This is a genomic window from Bradyrhizobium iriomotense (assembly GCF_018129405.1).
Taxonomy (GTDB): domain Bacteria; phylum Pseudomonadota; class Alphaproteobacteria; order Rhizobiales; family Xanthobacteraceae; genus Bradyrhizobium; species Bradyrhizobium iriomotense_B.
Genome location: NZ_JAFCLP010000011.1, coordinates 81,593 through 98,621 on the forward strand (window position 1 = coordinate 81,593; position 17,029 = coordinate 98,621).

At 65.2% G+C, this 17,029-nt stretch carries 13 protein-coding genes; 4 read left to right on the top strand and 9 right to left on the bottom strand.

Annotation, left to right across the window (positions count from 1 at the left end):
* Window positions 1-66: 66 nt before the first annotated feature.
* The 8 genes from JQ592_RS22300 to JQ592_RS22335 form a co-directional block, all read right to left on the bottom strand.
* Window positions 67-1,557 (bottom strand): amidase, encoded by a 1,491-nt coding sequence (locus JQ592_RS22300; protein WP_211404940.1) that lies wholly within the window; start codon window positions 1,555-1,557, stop codon window positions 67-69.
* Between the two features lie 16 nt (window positions 1,558-1,573).
* Window positions 1,574-2,371 (bottom strand): FAD binding domain-containing protein, encoded by a 798-nt coding sequence (locus JQ592_RS22305; protein ID WP_211404941.1) that lies wholly within the window; start codon window positions 2,369-2,371, stop codon window positions 1,574-1,576.
* 11 nt (window positions 2,372-2,382) lie between these two features.
* Entirely contained in the window at window positions 2,383-4,770 is a 2,388-nt protein-coding gene (locus JQ592_RS22310) for a xanthine dehydrogenase family protein molybdopterin-binding subunit (protein WP_211404942.1), read from the bottom strand.
* A gap of 2 nt (window positions 4,771-4,772) precedes the next feature.
* On the bottom strand, window positions 4,773-5,264 hold the full coding sequence (locus JQ592_RS22315) for a (2Fe-2S)-binding protein (protein WP_211404943.1): 492 nt from the start codon (window positions 5,262-5,264) through the stop codon (window positions 4,773-4,775).
* 21 nt (window positions 5,265-5,285) lie between these two features.
* Window positions 5,286-6,392, bottom strand: coding sequence for an ABC transporter ATP-binding protein (locus JQ592_RS22320; RefSeq protein ID WP_211404944.1), 1,107 nt, complete (start codon window positions 6,390-6,392; stop codon window positions 5,286-5,288).
* 7 nt (window positions 6,393-6,399) lie between these two features.
* Window positions 6,400-7,290, bottom strand: a complete 891-nt coding sequence (locus JQ592_RS22325) for an ABC transporter permease (protein ID WP_211404945.1) — start codon at window positions 7,288-7,290, stop codon at window positions 6,400-6,402.
* On the bottom strand, window positions 7,287-8,165 hold the full coding sequence (locus tag JQ592_RS22330) for an ABC transporter permease (RefSeq protein ID WP_211404946.1): 879 nt from the start codon (window positions 8,163-8,165) through the stop codon (window positions 7,287-7,289). Before JQ592_RS22330 ends, JQ592_RS22325 begins: the two co-directional genes overlap by 4 nt.
* Before the next feature lie 77 nt (window positions 8,166-8,242).
* Window positions 8,243-9,592: an ABC transporter substrate-binding protein gene (locus tag JQ592_RS22335; RefSeq protein WP_211404947.1), complete on the bottom strand. Its 1,350-nt coding sequence runs from the start codon at window positions 9,590-9,592 to the stop codon at window positions 8,243-8,245.
* A gap of 195 nt (window positions 9,593-9,787) precedes the next feature.
* On the opposite strand from JQ592_RS22335, the gene JQ592_RS22340 reads away from it, so the two are divergent.
* Window positions 9,788-11,314: a hypothetical protein gene (locus tag JQ592_RS22340; protein ID WP_349630485.1), complete on the top strand. Its 1,527-nt coding sequence runs from the start codon at window positions 9,788-9,790 to the stop codon at window positions 11,312-11,314.
* Window positions 11,315-11,323: 9 nt separating this feature from the next.
* Here the strand turns inward: JQ592_RS22340 and JQ592_RS22345 are convergent, their stop codons facing one another.
* Window positions 11,324-12,622, bottom strand: a complete 1,299-nt coding sequence (locus JQ592_RS22345) for an MFS transporter (protein WP_211404948.1) — start codon at window positions 12,620-12,622, stop codon at window positions 11,324-11,326.
* Between the two features lie 558 nt (window positions 12,623-13,180).
* Here JQ592_RS22345 and JQ592_RS22350 point away from each other — a divergent pair.
* From JQ592_RS22350 to JQ592_RS22360, 3 genes are read left to right on the top strand one after another with little or no spacing between them, the layout of a single operon-like run.
* Entirely contained in the window at window positions 13,181-14,395 is a 1,215-nt protein-coding gene (locus tag JQ592_RS22350; RefSeq protein WP_211404949.1) for an ABC transporter substrate-binding protein, read from the top strand.
* 8 nt (window positions 14,396-14,403) lie between these two features.
* Window positions 14,404-16,137 carry an FAD-dependent oxidoreductase gene (locus JQ592_RS22355; RefSeq protein WP_211404950.1) on the top strand — a complete coding sequence of 578 codons (1,734 nt, stop codon included), beginning with the start codon at window positions 14,404-14,406 and terminating at the stop codon, window positions 16,135-16,137.
* Window positions 16,138-16,156: 19 nt separating this feature from the next.
* The gene (locus JQ592_RS22360; protein WP_211404951.1) at window positions 16,157-16,951 is read left to right on the top strand and encodes an IclR family transcriptional regulator; all 795 of its coding nucleotides are present in this window, start codon (window positions 16,157-16,159) and stop codon (window positions 16,949-16,951) included.
* Window positions 16,952-17,029 lie beyond the last annotated feature (78 nt).

Sequence of the window (17,029 nt, forward strand, 5' to 3'; positions counted from 1 at the left end):
ATTTCAAGGGGGCGCCTCGAAAATTTTCGAGCCGCGGCGGGCGCGAGCCCAGCGGGTTCCAGCCCCCTACGCCTGTGCCCCCACTCGCCCCTTCTCGCTCAACGCCATCGACGGCCAGAACTTTGCCCAGGGCTGCGCTTGCTCGAACGCTGCGGCGATGCGGAAGATCGTGGGCTCGTCGAGCCAGGGCGCGACGATCTGCAGACCGATCGGCATGCCGTCGCGGTCGAAGCCGCAAGGCAGCGTTGCCGCAGGAAGGCCGGCGAGATTGATCGGCCAGGTGAAGGGCGACCAGCCGAGATGCGGGTCCACCTCGCGGCCGTCGATCGAGCCGACACCGATCTGCCCGGCCTCGAACGCGGTCACCGCGACGGTCGGGGTCACCAGCGCATCGACGCGCTCGAACAGTTTCAGGAACGCATTGCGCGCCAGCCCGCGCCGGTAGCCGGCCTCGATATAGTCCGTGCCGCTGTAGTGACGGCCGGCGCTGACGACGTCGCGATAGTCTGCTTCGGAGCTTGCGAGATCGGCCGTGGTCTTGGTCGCCACTGCTGCCGCCTGCTCGGTGAAAGCGATCGGCTTCAGCGTGTGCTCCAGGATGCCGGGATCGAGGCCCGGACCGTCCATGGTGACCTGTGCACCGCAGGAGTCGAGAATGCCGAGTGCCTTGTTGAACGCCGCGCGCACGTCGGGGCTGACCGCAGCATAGCCCAGATCGACGCTGGCGCCGATACGAAGACCGCTCAACGAAGCCGCGCTGGTGTCGAAACGGCGCGGCGACACCGGCAGGCTGGCGGGATCGCGCAGATCGTAACCCGCGATGATCTCCAGCGTCAGTGCGGCGTCCGCCACGGTGCGCGTGATCGGCCCGGTATGGGCGAGCGAAGCCCAGGACGGCGGCGAAAAACCGGGAGAGCGCGGGACGAGGCCAAAGGTCGGCTTCAGGCCGAACACACCGCAGAAGGACGAAGGCACACGGATCGAGCCGACGCCATCGGTGCCGATCGCGATCGGCCCGCAGCCAGCGGCAACACCGGCTGCCGCGCCGCCGCTCGAGCCGCCGCTGGTACGATCAGGGTTCCAGGGATTCCGCGTCGTGCCGGTGACCGGGCTGTCGGCCGTGAGCTTGTAACCGGACTCGCAGGTGGTGGTCTTGCAGGTGATGATCGCGCCGGATGCCTTCAACGCCGAGACCACGGCGGCATCGACGTCGGGCACGAACGCCTTGTTCATCGGCGAGCCGGCATAGGCCGGCACGCCCGCGACGAAGACGAGATCCTTGATCGTGACAGGCACGCCGGCAAGCGGACCCCTGGCCTCGCCCGCACGCATCTCCTTCGTAAGACGGTCAGCCTCCGCCCTCGCCTGCTCGTACATCGGCGTCACCACCGCATTGCAGGCCTCGTTCGTTGCCTGAAGCGCGGTGATGGTGTCGTCGACGACGTCGCGCGGGGTGAATGCCTTGCGCCGGTAGCCGGCCATGATCTCGGTAACCGAGAGCGCGCCAAGGCCAGTCGGCGCCGGCGGGAAGGCCGTTCGGCCGGAACCATCAGTCATCATCAACCCTAAAGAATTAGCTGAGCGCCGCGTCGACGGCGCGCTTGGCCATCACCGTGACGAGATGTGCACGGTAATCGGCTTCGGCATGAATGTCGGAGGTGAGGCCGTCATTGTCGATCTTGATCGCCGCGATCGCGGAGGCATCGAAATTGCCAGACAGGGCCGCCTCCATCGGCGGCACCCGGAATACGCCCGGCCCCGCGCCGGTGACGGCGACGCGAACCCCATCGGCAAATTTCGCGACGAACACGCCGACCAGCGCGTAGCGCGACGCCGGCGCCTTGAACTTGGCGTAGCCTGCCTTGAGCGGCACCGGGAAGCGGATCGCGGTAATGATCTCGCCCGGTTGAAGCGCCGTCTCGAACAGCCCGAGGAAGAACTTGTCGGCAGCGATCTCGCGCGTGCTGGTGATGACGGTCGCGCCGAGGCCGAGCACACCGGCGGGATAGTCGGCCGCCGGATCGTTGTTGGCGACCGAGCCGCCGATGGTGCCGCGGCTGCGCACTGCGGGATCGCCGATCATCGAGGCCAGCGCGGCGAGCCCGGGGATTTTTGTCTGGACCAGCTTGGAGCTTGCTACCACCGCATGCGGCGTCATCGCACCAATCGTGATCGTCGCGCCATCGTCGGTGATGCCCTTCAGCGATCCGAGCCTCGACAGATCGACCAGCGCGACGGGACTCGCCAGCCGCTGCTTCAGCGTCGGGATCAGCGTCATGCCGCCGGCAACGAGCTTGCTGTCGTCGATCGAGGCCAGGAGCTTGGCGGCGGCGGGGATCTGGTCGGGTTGGTGATAGGCAAATGGTTTCATCATTATCCTCCCTATTCCGCGGCGACCGGCAGCGACGCGTTCTGCAGCAGGCGCCAGATCCGGTTCGGCGTCGCCGGCATGTCGACATGGGTGACGCCGAGATGCGACAGCGCGTCGACCACCGCGTTGATGACGGCGGCGGGCGAGCCGATAGTGCCGACCTCGCCGCAGCCTTTCACGCCCATCGGCGTGTGCGTGCACAGCGTCGAATGGGTCGCGACCTTCATCATCGGCAGATGGTCGGCGCGCGGCATGCAGTAATCCATCAGCGAGCCCGACAGCAGCTGCCCGGAGCCTTCGTCGTAGACCGCGTTCTCGAACAGCGCCTGGCCGACACCCTGCACGATGCCGCCATGCAGCTGGCCCTCGACGATCATCGGGTTGATGACCGTGCCGACGTCGTCGACCGCGGTGTAGTTCACCAGCGTCACCGTGCCGGTCTCCGGATCGACTTCGACCTCGGCGATGTGGCACCCGCCGGGATAGGTGAAGTTGACGGGGTCGTAATAGGCCTGCTCCTCCAGCCCCGGCTCCAGCACCTCGAGCGGATAATTGTGCGGCACGTAGGCGGCGCCCGCGATCTCCTCGAAGGTCTTGATGCGGTCCGTGCCGGCGACGGAAAACTTGCCGGCCTCGAACTGGATATCGGCCTCGGAGGCTTCGAGCAAATGCGCCGCGATCTTCTTGCCCTTGACGATCACCTTGTCCGTCGCCTTCGACAGCGCGGCGCCGCCGACCACCAGGGAACGTGAGCCATACGTGCCCATGCCGAACTGCACGCGGTCGGTGTCGCCAAACACAATGTCCACATTCTCGAAGGCGACCCCTAACTTGTCCGAGACGATCTGCGCGAAGGTGGTCTCGTGGCCCTGGCCGTGATTGTGCGTGCCGATCATGACGGTCACCTGCCCGGTCGGATGGACGCGCACCGTGGCGCTCTCGTAGAGACCGCCGCGCGCGCCTAACCGTCCGGCGAAGCGCGAGGGCGCAAGGCCGCAGGCCTCGACATAGGTGGAGTAGCCGAGCCCGCGGAACTTTCCCTTGCTGGCGGATGCCGCCTTGCGCACGCCGAAGTTCTTGACGTCGGCGGCGACCAGCGCGCCGTCGAGGCAGCCCACGGGATCGCCGGAATCGTACTGCACCAGCACCGGCGTCTGGTACGGATAGGCTTCCTTCGGGATCATGTTGCGGCGGCGGATTTCGACGCGATCGATCCCCATCTCGCTGGCTGCGACGTCGACGATGCGCTCCAGCACGAACGTCGCCTCGGGCCGGCCCGCGCCGCGATAGGCGTCGACCGGCACGGTGTTGGTGAAGACCACCTTCACATTGCAGTAGATCGCGGGCGTGGTGTAGACCCCGCCGAGCAGCGGCCCGTAGAGATTGGTCGGGATGTTCGGCCCGAAGGTCGAGAGATAGCCGCCCATATTGGCGAGCGTGTTGACGCGGAAGGCGAGGAATTTTCCGGTCTCGTCGAGCGCAAGCTCGGCCTCGGTGACGTGATCGCGGCCATGGCGATCGGAAACGTAGCCCTCCGAGCGGCTCGCCACCCATTTCACCGGCCGCCGCACGCGCTTGGCGGCCCAGGTGATCACGGCCTCCTCGCCGTAATGGAACTGCTTGACGCCGAACCCGCCGCCGACATCGGGCGCGACCACGCGCAGCTTGTGCTGCGGGATGTTCAGCACCAGCGCGCCCATCAGGAAGCGCACGACATGCGGGAACTGGCTGGTCGTCCACAGCGTGAAGCGATCCGTGCCCGGCTCGTATTCGGCGATCGCCGCGCGCGGCTCCATCGGGTTGCCAATCAGGCGGTTGTTGACGAGGCTCAGCTTGGCGACATGCGCCGCCTTCTTGAAGGCGGATTCGACCGCAGCCTTGTCGCCGAGCTCCCAGTCGCAGCAGATGTTGTTCGGCACGTCATCGAACAATTGCGGCGCATCCGGCCTGACGGCTTCGAGCACGCCGACCACGGAGGGCAGCACCTCGTAGTCGATCTTCAACAGCTCGGCACCCGCATTCGCCTGCTCCGGCGTCTCGGCGACAACGAAGGCGACCATGTCGCCGACGAAGCGCACCTTGTCCTGCGCCAGCATCGGGAACGGCGGCTCCTTCATCGGCACGCCCTTGGCGTCGCTGATGCCCCAGCCGCAGGGCAGCGAACCCAGTCCGTCGTCGGCGACGTCGTCGCCGGTCAGGACCGCGATGACGCCGGGCGAGGCCAGCGCCGCGCTCTTGTCGATGCCGCGCAGCACTGCATGGCCATGCGGCGAGCGCACGAACACGCCCGCCGTCATGCCCGGCCGCTTGATGTCGGAGACGTAATTGCCGCGTCCGGTGAGGAAGCGCTGGTCCTCCTTCCGCTTCGGTGCCGCGCCGATGCCGATCACGTTGCCCATGGTCACTCTCCCTTGGCGGCGTTCATGGCGGCGGCGCCGGCCATGACCGAGACGACGATGTTCTGGTAACCGGTGCAGCGGCAGATATTGCCTTCGAGGGCGTGACGGACATCGGCCTCCGTCAGGTCCGGCTTCTCGGTGGCAAGCGCGACCGCCGTCATCAGCATGCCGGGCGTGCAGAAGCCGCATTGCAGGCCGTGATGCTCGCGAAACGCCTCCTGCATCGGATGCATCCGGTTCGAGCCCGGCGCGCCTTGCAGACCTTCGATGGTGAGCAGGCTCGCGCCGTCGAGCCCAGGCGCGAGCAATGTGCAGCTCTTCACCGGCAAGCCGTTCAGATGTACGACGCAAGCGCCGCACTGGCTGGTATCGCAGCCAATATGGGTGCCGGTGAGATTGAGCTGCTCACGCAAGAGCTCGGCGACGAGCGTTGCCGGCTCGACATCGACAGTGGTTGGCCGTCCGTTGAGTGTGAAGGATATCTGCACGGTCATACTCCTGTGCGCGACGGATCTTTAGGCGAGTGGAAGTGCGCTGCCGGTAGACCATGTGGCCATGACGACGTCGCCGACGGTGAAGGGATCTGCGAAGAAGGTCTTTTCCGGCACGTAGGCGACGAACTCGTCGTCCGGCACCGTGTCGAGCATGACCTTGACGAAATAACCCTGGTATTCGATCGCGAGCACGCGGCTCGGCAGCGACGTAGTGCAGCCCGGCGGCAGATCTTTGCCGGGCCTCACCAGCGCCACGTCGTCGCGACGCACCGCAATATCGACCTTGTCGCCGACACTGACGGTCGAGCGCGCCAGGAGAGGCACCTCGATGCCATCAGGTGCCGCCTGCGCCAGCGTGAAGCTCGAACCATTGACCTTCTCGACCCGCCCCGACAGTACGTTCTGGCCGCCCATGAACTCTGCGACGTAACGGTCGTGCGGATGGGCGTAGACTTCGCGCGCTGGTCCGGCCTGCTTGATCTTGCCCTGCTCCATCACCACCACGAGGTCCGCAAGCGCGATCGCCTCGAGCTGGGTGTGGGTGACGTGGATGAAGGTGATGCCGAGCTCCTGCTGCATCCGCCTGAGCTCCTGGCGCATCTGGACGCGGAGCTGCTCGTCGAGCGCAGACAGCGGCTCGTCGAGCAGCAGCACGCGCGGCTCGGTGATCGCCGCCCGCGCCAGCGCCACGCGCTGCTGCTGGCCGCCGGAGAGCTGGGCCGGCAGGCGGTCGGCGAATTGCGTCAGCCGCACCTTCTCGATCATGGCGTCGGCCGCGCGCAGACGATCGGCCTTGGACTGACCTCGCACGCGCAGGGCAAAGGCGATATTCTCGCGCACGGTGAGATGCGGGAACAACGCGTAGGACTGGAACATCATCGCGGTGCGGCGCTGCACCGGTGCGAGGCCGACGACGTTCTGGCCGCCGATGACGATCTCGCCGACAGTCGGGTCCTCGTGGCCGGCGATCATGCGCAGGATCGTGGTCTTGCCGCAGCCGGAGGGGCCGATGAAGCAGCAATAGGCGCCGTCCGCGATCTTGAGGTTGACGCCGTCAACGACGTAGGTCGCGCCGTCAAAGCTCTTGCAGACGCCTGCCAGTTCGATATCGCCGCGATCGTTCTTCATTCCCAGCTCAACCTTTGGACCTGCTGCCGCGCTTCTTCTGGATCAGCACGATGGTGCCGAGGCTGGCACCGATGACGATGAAGGAGACGATGGTGGTCACGGTGCCGAGCGCATAGAGCGAGGGCGATGTGACGTTCAGCGTCATGCTCCAGATTTCCAGCGGCAGCGTGTTCAGCGAGCCCGCGGTCTGCAGGCTGCGGGCGAACTCGTCATAGGACAGCGTGAAGCCGAACAGCGCGACCGCGACGAGGCCGGGTGCCAGCACCGGGATCATCACCAGCCAGATCGACTGCCAGCGGCTGGCGCCGAGATCGTAGGCCGCCTCCTCCCAGACATGATTGAAGCGCGACATCACCGCGAACATCACGAGCACGCCGAACGGCAGCGTCCAGGACAGCTGCGCGCCGAGCGCCGAGGTGTACCAGCTCGCATTCAGCCCGAGCGCCTGGAACAACAGCCCCGTGCCGAGACCGAGCACGAGGCCGGGCGCGACCAAGCTGCCGATCATCATGTAGAAGACGAACGTGTCGCCGCGGAAACGCCTACGGAAGCCGAGTCCGGCGAGGAACGACACCACCACCGTGATGATGGTGACGATGACCGCAAGCTTGATCGAGCGGTCGAACGAGCCCTTGACGTCGCCGGTCCGTACCTGGGTGAAGAGATCGACGAACCAGTGCATCGAATGGCCCTTCATCGGGAACACCAGCCCGCCGCGAATATCCTGGAACGACAGGATGTAGATGCAGAACATCGGACCGTAGAGCGCGAGCACGTAAGCAGCGAACAGCGTCGCCAGCACGTAGAACGTCCAGGGACGTCCGCCCTTGCTCGGTGCGATCGCCTTGGTGGTCGCGGGCGCCACGGCCCCGGGCATGTCGGCAAGAACCGCGCTCATCGCGTAATCTCCTGCCTTATATCGACGGTGCGCAGGATCAGCGAGACGATCGCGACCAGCACCAGCGTCAGCAGCACGGCGCTCGCGGCCGCGGTCGGATATTGCAGCACGCCGACATCCTCGTAGAACGCGCTGACCACCGAGGCCGAGCCACCGCCGGACATCACCTTGACCACGAAGAAGTCGCCCATCACGATCGACACCACGAAGATGGTGCCGAGCGCGATGCCACTCTTGGACATCGGGACAACGATCAGGCGCATGATGTCGAAGCGGCTGGCGCCGGCATCGATCGCGGCCTCGATCAGCTTCTTGTCGATCCGCGCCATCGAATTGAAGATCGGCACGATCATGAAGATCGTGAGCTGGTGGACATAGGCGATGACCACCGCAAGGTCGGAGAACAGCAGCACCTCCAGCGGCTGACGGATCACGCCTATTCCAAGCAGCGCCTGGTTGATCAGGCCTTCCTTGCCGAGCAGCGGGATCCAGGAAATCATCCGGATGATGTTCGAGGTCCAGAACGGCACGGTGCAGAGCAGGAACAGGCCGATGGCGAGCAGCTGGTTGCGGACGTGAAACACCAGGAAATAGGCGACGAAGAAGCCGATGATCAGCGTGAAGATCCAGGTCAGCACCGTGAACTTGATTGTCGCCATATACAGCTTCAGCGTCAGCGCCGAATGCAGGACCTCGACATAGCTCGCCAGCGTGAAGCCCGGCGTCAGCCCGCCAAAGCCGTCGGTGGCAAAGAAGCTCGCGGCCAGCACCACCAGGATCGGCGCCACGAAGAACGGCACGAGCACCAGGACCAGCGGCGAGACGTAGAGCCAGCCGGCCAGATCGGATCGCGATGGAGTTGAACTCGACTGCATGTCAGCGAACGCCTCGACGTCGATCTCATCCGCCGGCGCGTCGCCGCGCCGGCGCCTTTCGTCAGGGAAAGCAGGTTTCAGGCCACCTTGAAGTCGTTCCAGCGCTTGTTCATGTAGGCGGCCTCGTCCATCAGCGTGTTCCAGCAGGAGATGTTCTTGACGCGGTCGAGGAACGAGCCGCCGTCACGCTTGGTGCCGGCCTTCTCCATTGCAACGCCATAGGGATCGTTGACGACCTCAGGCGCGGGCTGACCCTCGTACCAGAACGCCCATTCCGCGGGGGTGAGGAATTTCTTGGCGGTCGAGGGCACCGGGCTGTAATAGCCGTAGCGCGCGACGAAGCCGCCCTGCCAGCCCGAGAGGTACCAGTTGAGATATTCGTAGGCCGCATCCAGCTTCTTGCCGGACAGGTGCTTCATCAGGCCCATGCCGTTGCACCAGCCGCGATAGCCTTCCTTGCCGTTCTTGACGTTGACCGGCGCGTAGACGCAGGGAATTTCCTTGACGCGGACGGCGGCGACCGCCGGCGACCACATCGACTGGATGATGACCTCGCCCGCTGCCATCAGTTGCACCGACTGGTCGAAGGTGGTCCAGGTCGCGCGGAACTGGCCCTGCTTCTTCAGCTCGATCAGCTTGTTGCAGGTGAAGTCGATCTCCTCCTTGGTCATGTTGCCCTTGTTGGCATACTTGATCAGCCCGGCACTCTCGAAGCAGAGCGCGGCGTCCATGATGCCGATCGCGGGCACGTCGAGGATCGCGGCCTTGCCCTTGAACTTGGGATCGATCAGGTCCTTCCACTCGGTCACTTCGTGGCCGACGAGATCGGGGCGGTAGCCGATGGAGTCGGCGTTGTAGACCTGCGGCAGGAAGGTCGCCCATTCGGTGACGCCGTCGTTGAGATCGGTCGCATCGGGCTTGGCGATGTACATGGCCTCATAGGGCGAGATGCCCTGGCGCGGGATCTTGTGGCCGTCGATCTCGCCCTTGGTGAAGATCGGCAGGATGTTGTCGAACTCCTTGATCTTCTTGACCTCGATGCCCTGGATCACGCCGCGCTTGGCCGCCAGTTTGGCCTGCCAGCCCTCGAGGTCGGCGATGTCGACCGTATTAGGCTGGCTTATGAAGCGGTTGATGGCGGCGGAGGTGTCGAGGTTCTGCATCGTCACCTTGAAGCCGAGATCCTTGGCGGCCTGGTCGCCGATCGCCTTGACCACCGAATAGGACACGCCGACATGGCGGAGCTCGATGTCCTTGATCTCCTGAGCCCAGATGGTCGGGAATCCGCGGATCGCGTCCGACCCGATGGCCGTGCCCGCAACGGCGGCCGCCCCCTTCAACAGCATGCGCCGGCTCAGCTTTTTCGTAAGTGTCGCTTCCGTTCCCGCCGGATCGGAAGTCGATGTCCCCTTAATCCCGTCAGACATGGCAACCCTCATTGGTTACGATGAACGCTCGCCCCGATCGCCATTGACCGGCTGCGGATGTGATCTGTTACGCGCGAGGCTAGGGGCGGGATTTTGCGAAGTAAAATTGGAAGTAAAAATTCGCGATATAAACGCGGCTAATGGATCGGACCGCTGCATTTGCTTTTGGCAGCGCGCATAAGAAGGCGTCAGGGCGTGTATACAGGGACGGCGATTGGACGATGCAGCTACGTCCGCATCATCAGCATGATCGGTGTCGCATTGCTCGTTGCGGCGACAGGTCGCGCAGCGTGCGCGAGCGAGGCCGTGATCGCGCCGTCGCGCATGACGGCGATCGGCACGATCGACAAGCGCTTCCAATCCTACAATGTCGAGATGGTGGAGGTGACGGGCGGGCGCTTCTGGAAGCCTTACACGCAAGGCGGAATGCAGCGCGATCGCTACAGCGACAGGCCTCCGATCGACCTCGCCAACCCTCGCCTGCGCAAGCTCGCGGCGGCGCTGTCGCCGTCCTATATCCGCGTCAGCGGCAGCTGGGCAAACGCAACGTACGTCGCAGATACTGAAAGCGCACCGTCCGCTCCGCCTGCCGGTTTCAACACCGTGCTCAGCCGCGCGCAATGGCGCGGCGTCATCGACTTCGCCCGCGCGGCCGATGCGGAGATCGTGACGTCCTTTGCTGTCAGTCCCGGCAGCCGCGACGCAAACGGCGTGTGGATGCCGGACCAGGCGCAGCGCCTCATCGAGGCCACGCGCTCACTCGGCGGCCGCATCGCCGCCGCCGAGTTCATGAACGAACCGACGCTTGCGGCGAACAACGGTGCGCCGCCGGGATATGACGCGGAGGCTTATGGCCGCGACTTCAGGATATTCCGCGCGTGGATCCGGCGCTCGTCTCCGGAGACGTTGATCCTCGGCCCGGGCTCAATCGGCGACTCTGCAGCTCCGGCAGATAGCCGCATCCGCACGCGCGATCTGCTCGCGGCGGCGGGGCCGGGTCTCGATCGCTTCTCCTATCACCATTACAACACGCTCTCGCCCCGCTGCGGCGTCCATGACGATCCGATGCAGGCTCTATCGGAAGAGTGGCTGGCGCGCACCGACGTCACGCTCGCCACCTACCGCACGCTGCGCGACGCGTTCGAGCCGGGCAAGCCGATCTGGTTGACGGAGACGGCGGACGCCGTCTGCGGCGGCAATCCTGGGGATGCGACCTTCCTCGACACATTCCGCTATCTCGACCAGCTCGGCCGTCTCGCGCGAGCCGGCGTGCAGGTGGTGATGCACAACACGCTTGCGGCCAGCGACTACGGCCTGCTCGACGAGTGGTCGTTTCGTCCACGGCCAAACTATTGGGGCGCCCTGCTCTGGCGGCGCCTGATGGGCACGACCGTGCTCGAGGCAAGCACTGCCCCGATGCCGGGCCTTCACATCTACGCGCATTGTCATCCCGCGATAAAGGGCGCCGTGTCCGTACTCGTCGTCAACACCTCGCAGAGCGCAGCGCAGGTCGTGATGCTGGCGGGCCCTGCCGAGCGCTACACGCTGCAAGCCGATCGCCTGCAAAGCGCGACCGTCCGGTTGAATGGCGAGCTCCTCGAATTGACCGTCAACGACGACCTTCCGCGCCTTGCGGCGCTCAGCGTGCCGGCAGGCCAGCTCCGGCTGCCGCCGGCCAGCATCACCTTTCTGGTGATGCCAGACGCCGCGGCCTGTCGCTGATGCAAGCTGCTATTTCAGATCGTCGCGCGCCGTCTCCGGCGCCAGCAAGGTCGCGACGATCGTGATGATCGAGAGCGCGATGATGTAGACCGACACGGCCCAGTACGATCCGGCCCACGCCAGCAGCGCGGTTGCGATCAACGGCGAGAAGCCGCCGCTCAGCGCGGCCGCGACATTGGCGCCCAGCGATGCGCCGCTGTAGCGCACCTGGGTGCGGAACAGCTCCGGCATGAACGCCGCCTTCGGTCCGAACAGCAGCGCATGGGTCAGCGTCATCGTGACGACGAGTGCGAGCGTGATCAGCGCCGGCTCTTTGGTGTCGAGGAACCAGAACAGCGGAAACGCCAGCGCCACCGAGAATACGCCGCCGGCGAGATACAGCGCCCTGCGGCCGAAGATATCGGAGAGCCAGCCGGCGAGCGGCAGCGTCGCAAACTCGACGATCGCGGCATAGACCACCGCATCCAGGATCACCTGGCGCGGCAGGCCGAGCTTGGTCGTGGCATAGACCACGGTGAAGACGGTCAGGAGATAAGCGAGCCCGACCTCCGACACCGTGATGCCGATCGCGAGCAGAAAGCTGCGCCAGTCGCGGCGAAGCACCTCCAGCACCGGCTGGGCCAGCACCTCCTTGCGCTCGACCACCTCCTTGAAGTGCGGCGTCTCGGCCAGCCTCAGCCGCACGATGAAGCCGACGCCGACCAGCAAGATGCTGATCCAGAACGGCACGCGCCAGCCCCAGCTCAAGAAGTCGGCTTCCGGCAGCTGCGTCATCAGCGCAAAGATGCCCGTGGAGGCGGCGACGCCGACGGGAAAGCCGATCTGCACCAGGCTGCCATAGAAGCCGCGGCGGTTTCCGGCATGCTCGATCACCATCACGACCGCGCCGCTCCACTCGCCGCCGAGCCCGATGCCCTGAACGAAGCGCAAGGCAATCAGCAGGATCGGCGCCCAGACGCCGATCTGGCTGTAGGTCGGCAGGCAGCCGATCAGGAAGGTGCCGAGCCCCATCGCGATCATGGTCGCAACCAGCATCGTCTTGCGGCCAAGCCGGTCGCCGTAGTGCCCGATGATCGCCCCGCCGATCGGCCGCGCCACGAAGCCGACCGCATAGGTCGAGAACGCGACCAGCGTGCCGACGAACGGGTCGAAGCTCGGAAAGAACAGCTTGTTGAAGACGAGCGCGGCGGCCGTGCCGTAGATCAGGAAGTCGTACCACTCGATCGCGGTGCCGAGCGCGCTCGCCCACACCACATGCGCCGTCGTCGATCTCTGCGTCGCCGCGGCGACCCCCGTTGCTGCCGTCATGCCATGCCCCAAAGATTCCGGACGGCATCATGGCCAATCGTGACGAGGCTTGCAACCTGCGGAAGTGTTCCTGCTCGCGATGACCACAGCGGGAGATATTTGAGCGTGGCTGCTTCAACACGTCATTGCGAGGAGCTCTTGCGACGAAGCAATCCAGACTGCGTCCGCGGAAAGACTCTGGATTGCTTCGCGGAGCCTGTCATCGGGCCGCGCTTCGCGCGGACCCGTTGGCTCGCAATGACGGTGGTGAACCAGTTGTGCACTCTGCTCCTTCATCGTCGTCCTGGCGAAAGCCAGGACCCATTACCCCGGTCAGCGTTGTCAAACACGCGCTGTGGCCAAAGCTCCGAAACAACAGCCTTGTGGTTATGGGTCCTGGCTTTCGCCAGGACGACACCGCGTATTGGGCACCGACATTCCAACTCACCGCTCTCAGCGACTGCCCCGTGGAACCGCTTCACCCTCTTATTCGCCATTGACAAACCAATTCGTTAATATCTAATTTACCGCCAGAATAACCCGCCGCCCCCAGCGGCCCATAAAAGTGAGGGAACGACGATGAGAGGGATTTTGGCCTGCGCCATGCTCGCGGCCATGACTTCGGCTGCCATGACCACAGCGGCGAGTGCGCAGGTCTCCGATGAAGCCGTGCGGATCGGCGTGCTCACGGACCTGTCGAGCTGGGGCCGAGACAACAGCGGGCCGGGCTCGGTCGAAGCCGCCAGGATGGCGGTGGAGGAATTCGGCCCGACCGTGCTCGGCAAGCCGATCGAGATCATCAGCGCCGACCACCAGATGAAGACCGACGTCGGCGTGCAGATCGTGCGCGGCTGGTTCGACAACGGCAAGGTCGACGCGGTCGTCGACATCCCCAATTCCGGCATCGCCATCGCCGTGCACAACATGGTGCGCGAGCGTAACAAGATCGCCCTGCTCTCCGGCCCCGGCGCAAGCTCGCTCACTGACGAGCTGTGCAGCCCGAACACCGTGCACTTCACCTACGACACCTACGCGCTGTCGAAGGTGACGGCCTCCGCTGTGATCAAGGAAGGCGGCAAGTCCTGGTACTTCATCACGGCGGATTACGCCTTTGGCCAGCAGCTCGAGAAGGACGCCACGCGTTTCATCAACGAGATGGGCGGCAAGGTGCTCGGCGGCGTGAAACACCCGACCAACACCGCCGACTTCTCCTCCTTCGCGCTGCAGGCCCAGAGCTCGAAATCCGACGTCGTCGCCTTCGCCAATGCCGGCCAGGACACCGACAACGCCATCAAGCAGTCCGGCGAGTTCGGCCTCGTCCAGGGCGGCCAGAAGCTGGTCGGCCTGTTGATGTTCGACACCGACGTGCATGCGATCGGCCTGAAGGCCGCGCAGGGCACCTACATGACCACAGCCTCGTACTGGAACATGGACGAGGCGACGCGCGCCTGGTCGAAAAAATTCTACGAGCGCACCAAGGTGATGCCGACCATGATCCAGACCGGCGTCTACGGCTCGGTGCTGCATTACCTGAAGGGCATCAAGGCGGCTGGCACCGACGATCCCGCCAAGGTGATGGCCAAGATGCGCGAGTTGCCGATCGAGGATATCTTCGTCCATGGCGGCAAGTTGCGCGAGGACGGCCGCGTCATTCGCGACATGTATCTCGCCAAGGTGAAGACGCCCCAGCAGTCGAAGGAGCCGTGGGATTATCTGGATATCGTCAAGACCGTGAAGGGCGAGGACGCCTTCCGCCCGGTCTCCGAATCCAAATGTCCGCTGCTGAAGAAGTGAGGTGAGCGATGACCGGCAGCGAGCACAACGCAATTGAGACTTACGAGTGCGATGTGCTCGTGGCCGGATCGGGTTGCTCCGGCATGTCGGCAGCGATCACCGCGCGCTATCGCGGGCTCGACGTGTTGATCGTCGAGAAAGAGCCGCGCTTCGGCGGCACCACCGCCCGCTCCGGCGGCTGGCTCTGGATTCCCGGCACCTCGCTGGCGAAAGCCTATGGCATCGAAGAGACGCCGGAACAAGCGCGCACCTATCTTCGCCACGAAGCCGGCAACAATTACGACGCCGCGCGGGTCGATGCCTTCCTGAGCGCCGGCCCTGAAGCCGTCGATTTCTTCACCACCAAGACCGCGCTGCGCTTCGACATGCCGCTGGTGTTTCCCGACTACCACGCCGAGGCACCCGGCGGCACGCAGGGCGGCCGTTCGATGGTGGCCCGTCCGTTCGACGGTCGCGAGCTCGGCGACCACATCAAGACGCTGGGCATGCCGCTCCCCGAGCTCACCGTGTTCGGCATGATGCTTGGCTCCGGCAAGGAGATCATCCATTTCATGCGCGCAACGAGGTCGCTGACCTCGGCGGTCTACGTCGCAAAGCGACTGTCGCGGCACCTGATGGACGTGCTCCGCTACGGCCGCGGCATGACTTTGACCAACGGCAATGCGCTTGCGGGACGCCTCGCAAAATCAGCCCAGGATCTGAAGATTCCGATGTGGCTGACCTCGCCGGTGCGCGAGCTGACGGTCGAGAGCGGCACTGTCACCGGCGCCATCGTCTCGCGCGAAGGGCGCAATGTGCGCGTCCGCGCGCGGCAGGGCGTCGTGCTTGCTTGCGGCGGCTTCCCGCACGATGTCGAACGGCGCAAGAAGATGTTTCCGCACGCGCCGACCGGCAAGGAGCATTTCTCGCCCGGCCCCACCGGCAACACCGGCGACGGCCTGCGGCTTGCGGAAAGTGCCGGCGGACACGTCGAGGATCGCCTGCCGAATGCGGCGGCCTGGGTGCCGGTGTCGCTGACCACGCGCAAGGATGGCTCGAAGGGCGTGATGCCGCACTTCATCGACCGCGCCAAGCCCGGCGTGATCGCGGTGATGCGCGACGGCAAGCGCTTTGCCAACGAAGGCAATTCCTATCACGATTTCGTCCAGGCCATGATCAAGGCCGCCAAGCCCGGCGAGGAGATCGCGGCCTATCTCGTCTGCGATCACCAGACGCTGCGCAAATACGGCCTCGGTTGCGTGCCGCCCTTCCCGATGCCGTTGGGTCATCACCTCGATACCGGCTATCTCATGCGCGGCGATACGCTGGAAGCGCTGGCGGCAAAGGCCGGCATCGATGCGATAGCCTTCACCGAAACGGTCAAGCAGTTCAACGCGACCGCGCCGCAGGGCCAGGATGCCGCCTTCGGCAAGGGCTCGAAGGCCTATAACCGCTATCAGGGCGACGCGCTGCACGGTCCCAACCCCTGCGTCGCGCCGATCGAGAACGGCCCGTTCTATGCGATCAAGATGGTGATCGGCGATCTCGGCACCTATGCCGGCATCGTCACCGACGAGAACGCGCGGGCGCTCGACGCCGAGGGCCGGGTGATTCCCGGGCTCTATGCCGCCGGCAATGACATGGCGAGCATCATGGGCGGCAATTATCCCGGCGCTGGCATCACGCTTGGGCCGGCGCTGACCTTCGGCTACATTGCCGGCCGTCATCTTGCCGACAGCGCCACGAGGCGCAACGCGGCGTAAGCGAGCGCATCGGAGGCGCATGAAGAGAGAAAGCCGCGGCATCCAGTCGATCGAGGTCGGCGGAGAATTGCTCCGCGCGCTTGCCCGCAGCGGCGAGCCGATGATGCTGCGCGATCTCGCGCGCGAGGCCGGCATGACGCCGGCCAAGGCGCATCCCTATCTCGCCAGCTTTTCACGCATCGGCCTGATCGAGCAGGATGAGACCACCGGCCGTTACGAGATCGGCGCTTTGGCGCTGGAGCTCGGCCTGATCAGCCTGCGCCGCCTCTCCGGCGTGCGCATCGCAGGACCGAAGATCGCGGCGCTTGCCAGCCAGATCGGACATGCGGTTTCACTCGCGGTCTGGGGCACGCATGGTCCGACCGTGGTACAGTTGGAGGAGCCGGGCCAGCCCGTGCATATCGTGATGCGAGCCGGTTCAGTGATGGCGCTGCTGGAGACCGCGACCGGTCGTGCCTTCGCGGCCTTCCTGCCGGAGAAGACGATCAATGCCGCGCTCGAAAGCGGCCTCGACCGACACGGTGTGGGTTACAATCCGAAGCGGGCCGTGAAAGGCGCGAAGGTCACTGAGATGCTCGCTGAGGTGCGCAAGCACGGCCTCGCCCGCGCGCTCGGCGATCCCCTGCCCGGCGTCAACGCGTTCTCGGCACCGGTGTTCGACCATTCCGGCCATGTCGCGCTGGTCATCACCGCGATGGGCCCGGAAGGAACGTTCGACGCACGCTGGGACAGCCCCATCGCGCATGCGCTGCGCGACTGCGCGGGCGCCATCTCGAAGCGGCTTGGCCACGGGATGACGGTTGCGGCGGAGTGAGCGATAGTTCCGGGTCGTCCTGGCGAAAGCCAGGACCCATTACCCCAGGGAGCAGTCGTCGCGTGAGCTGGTAACCAC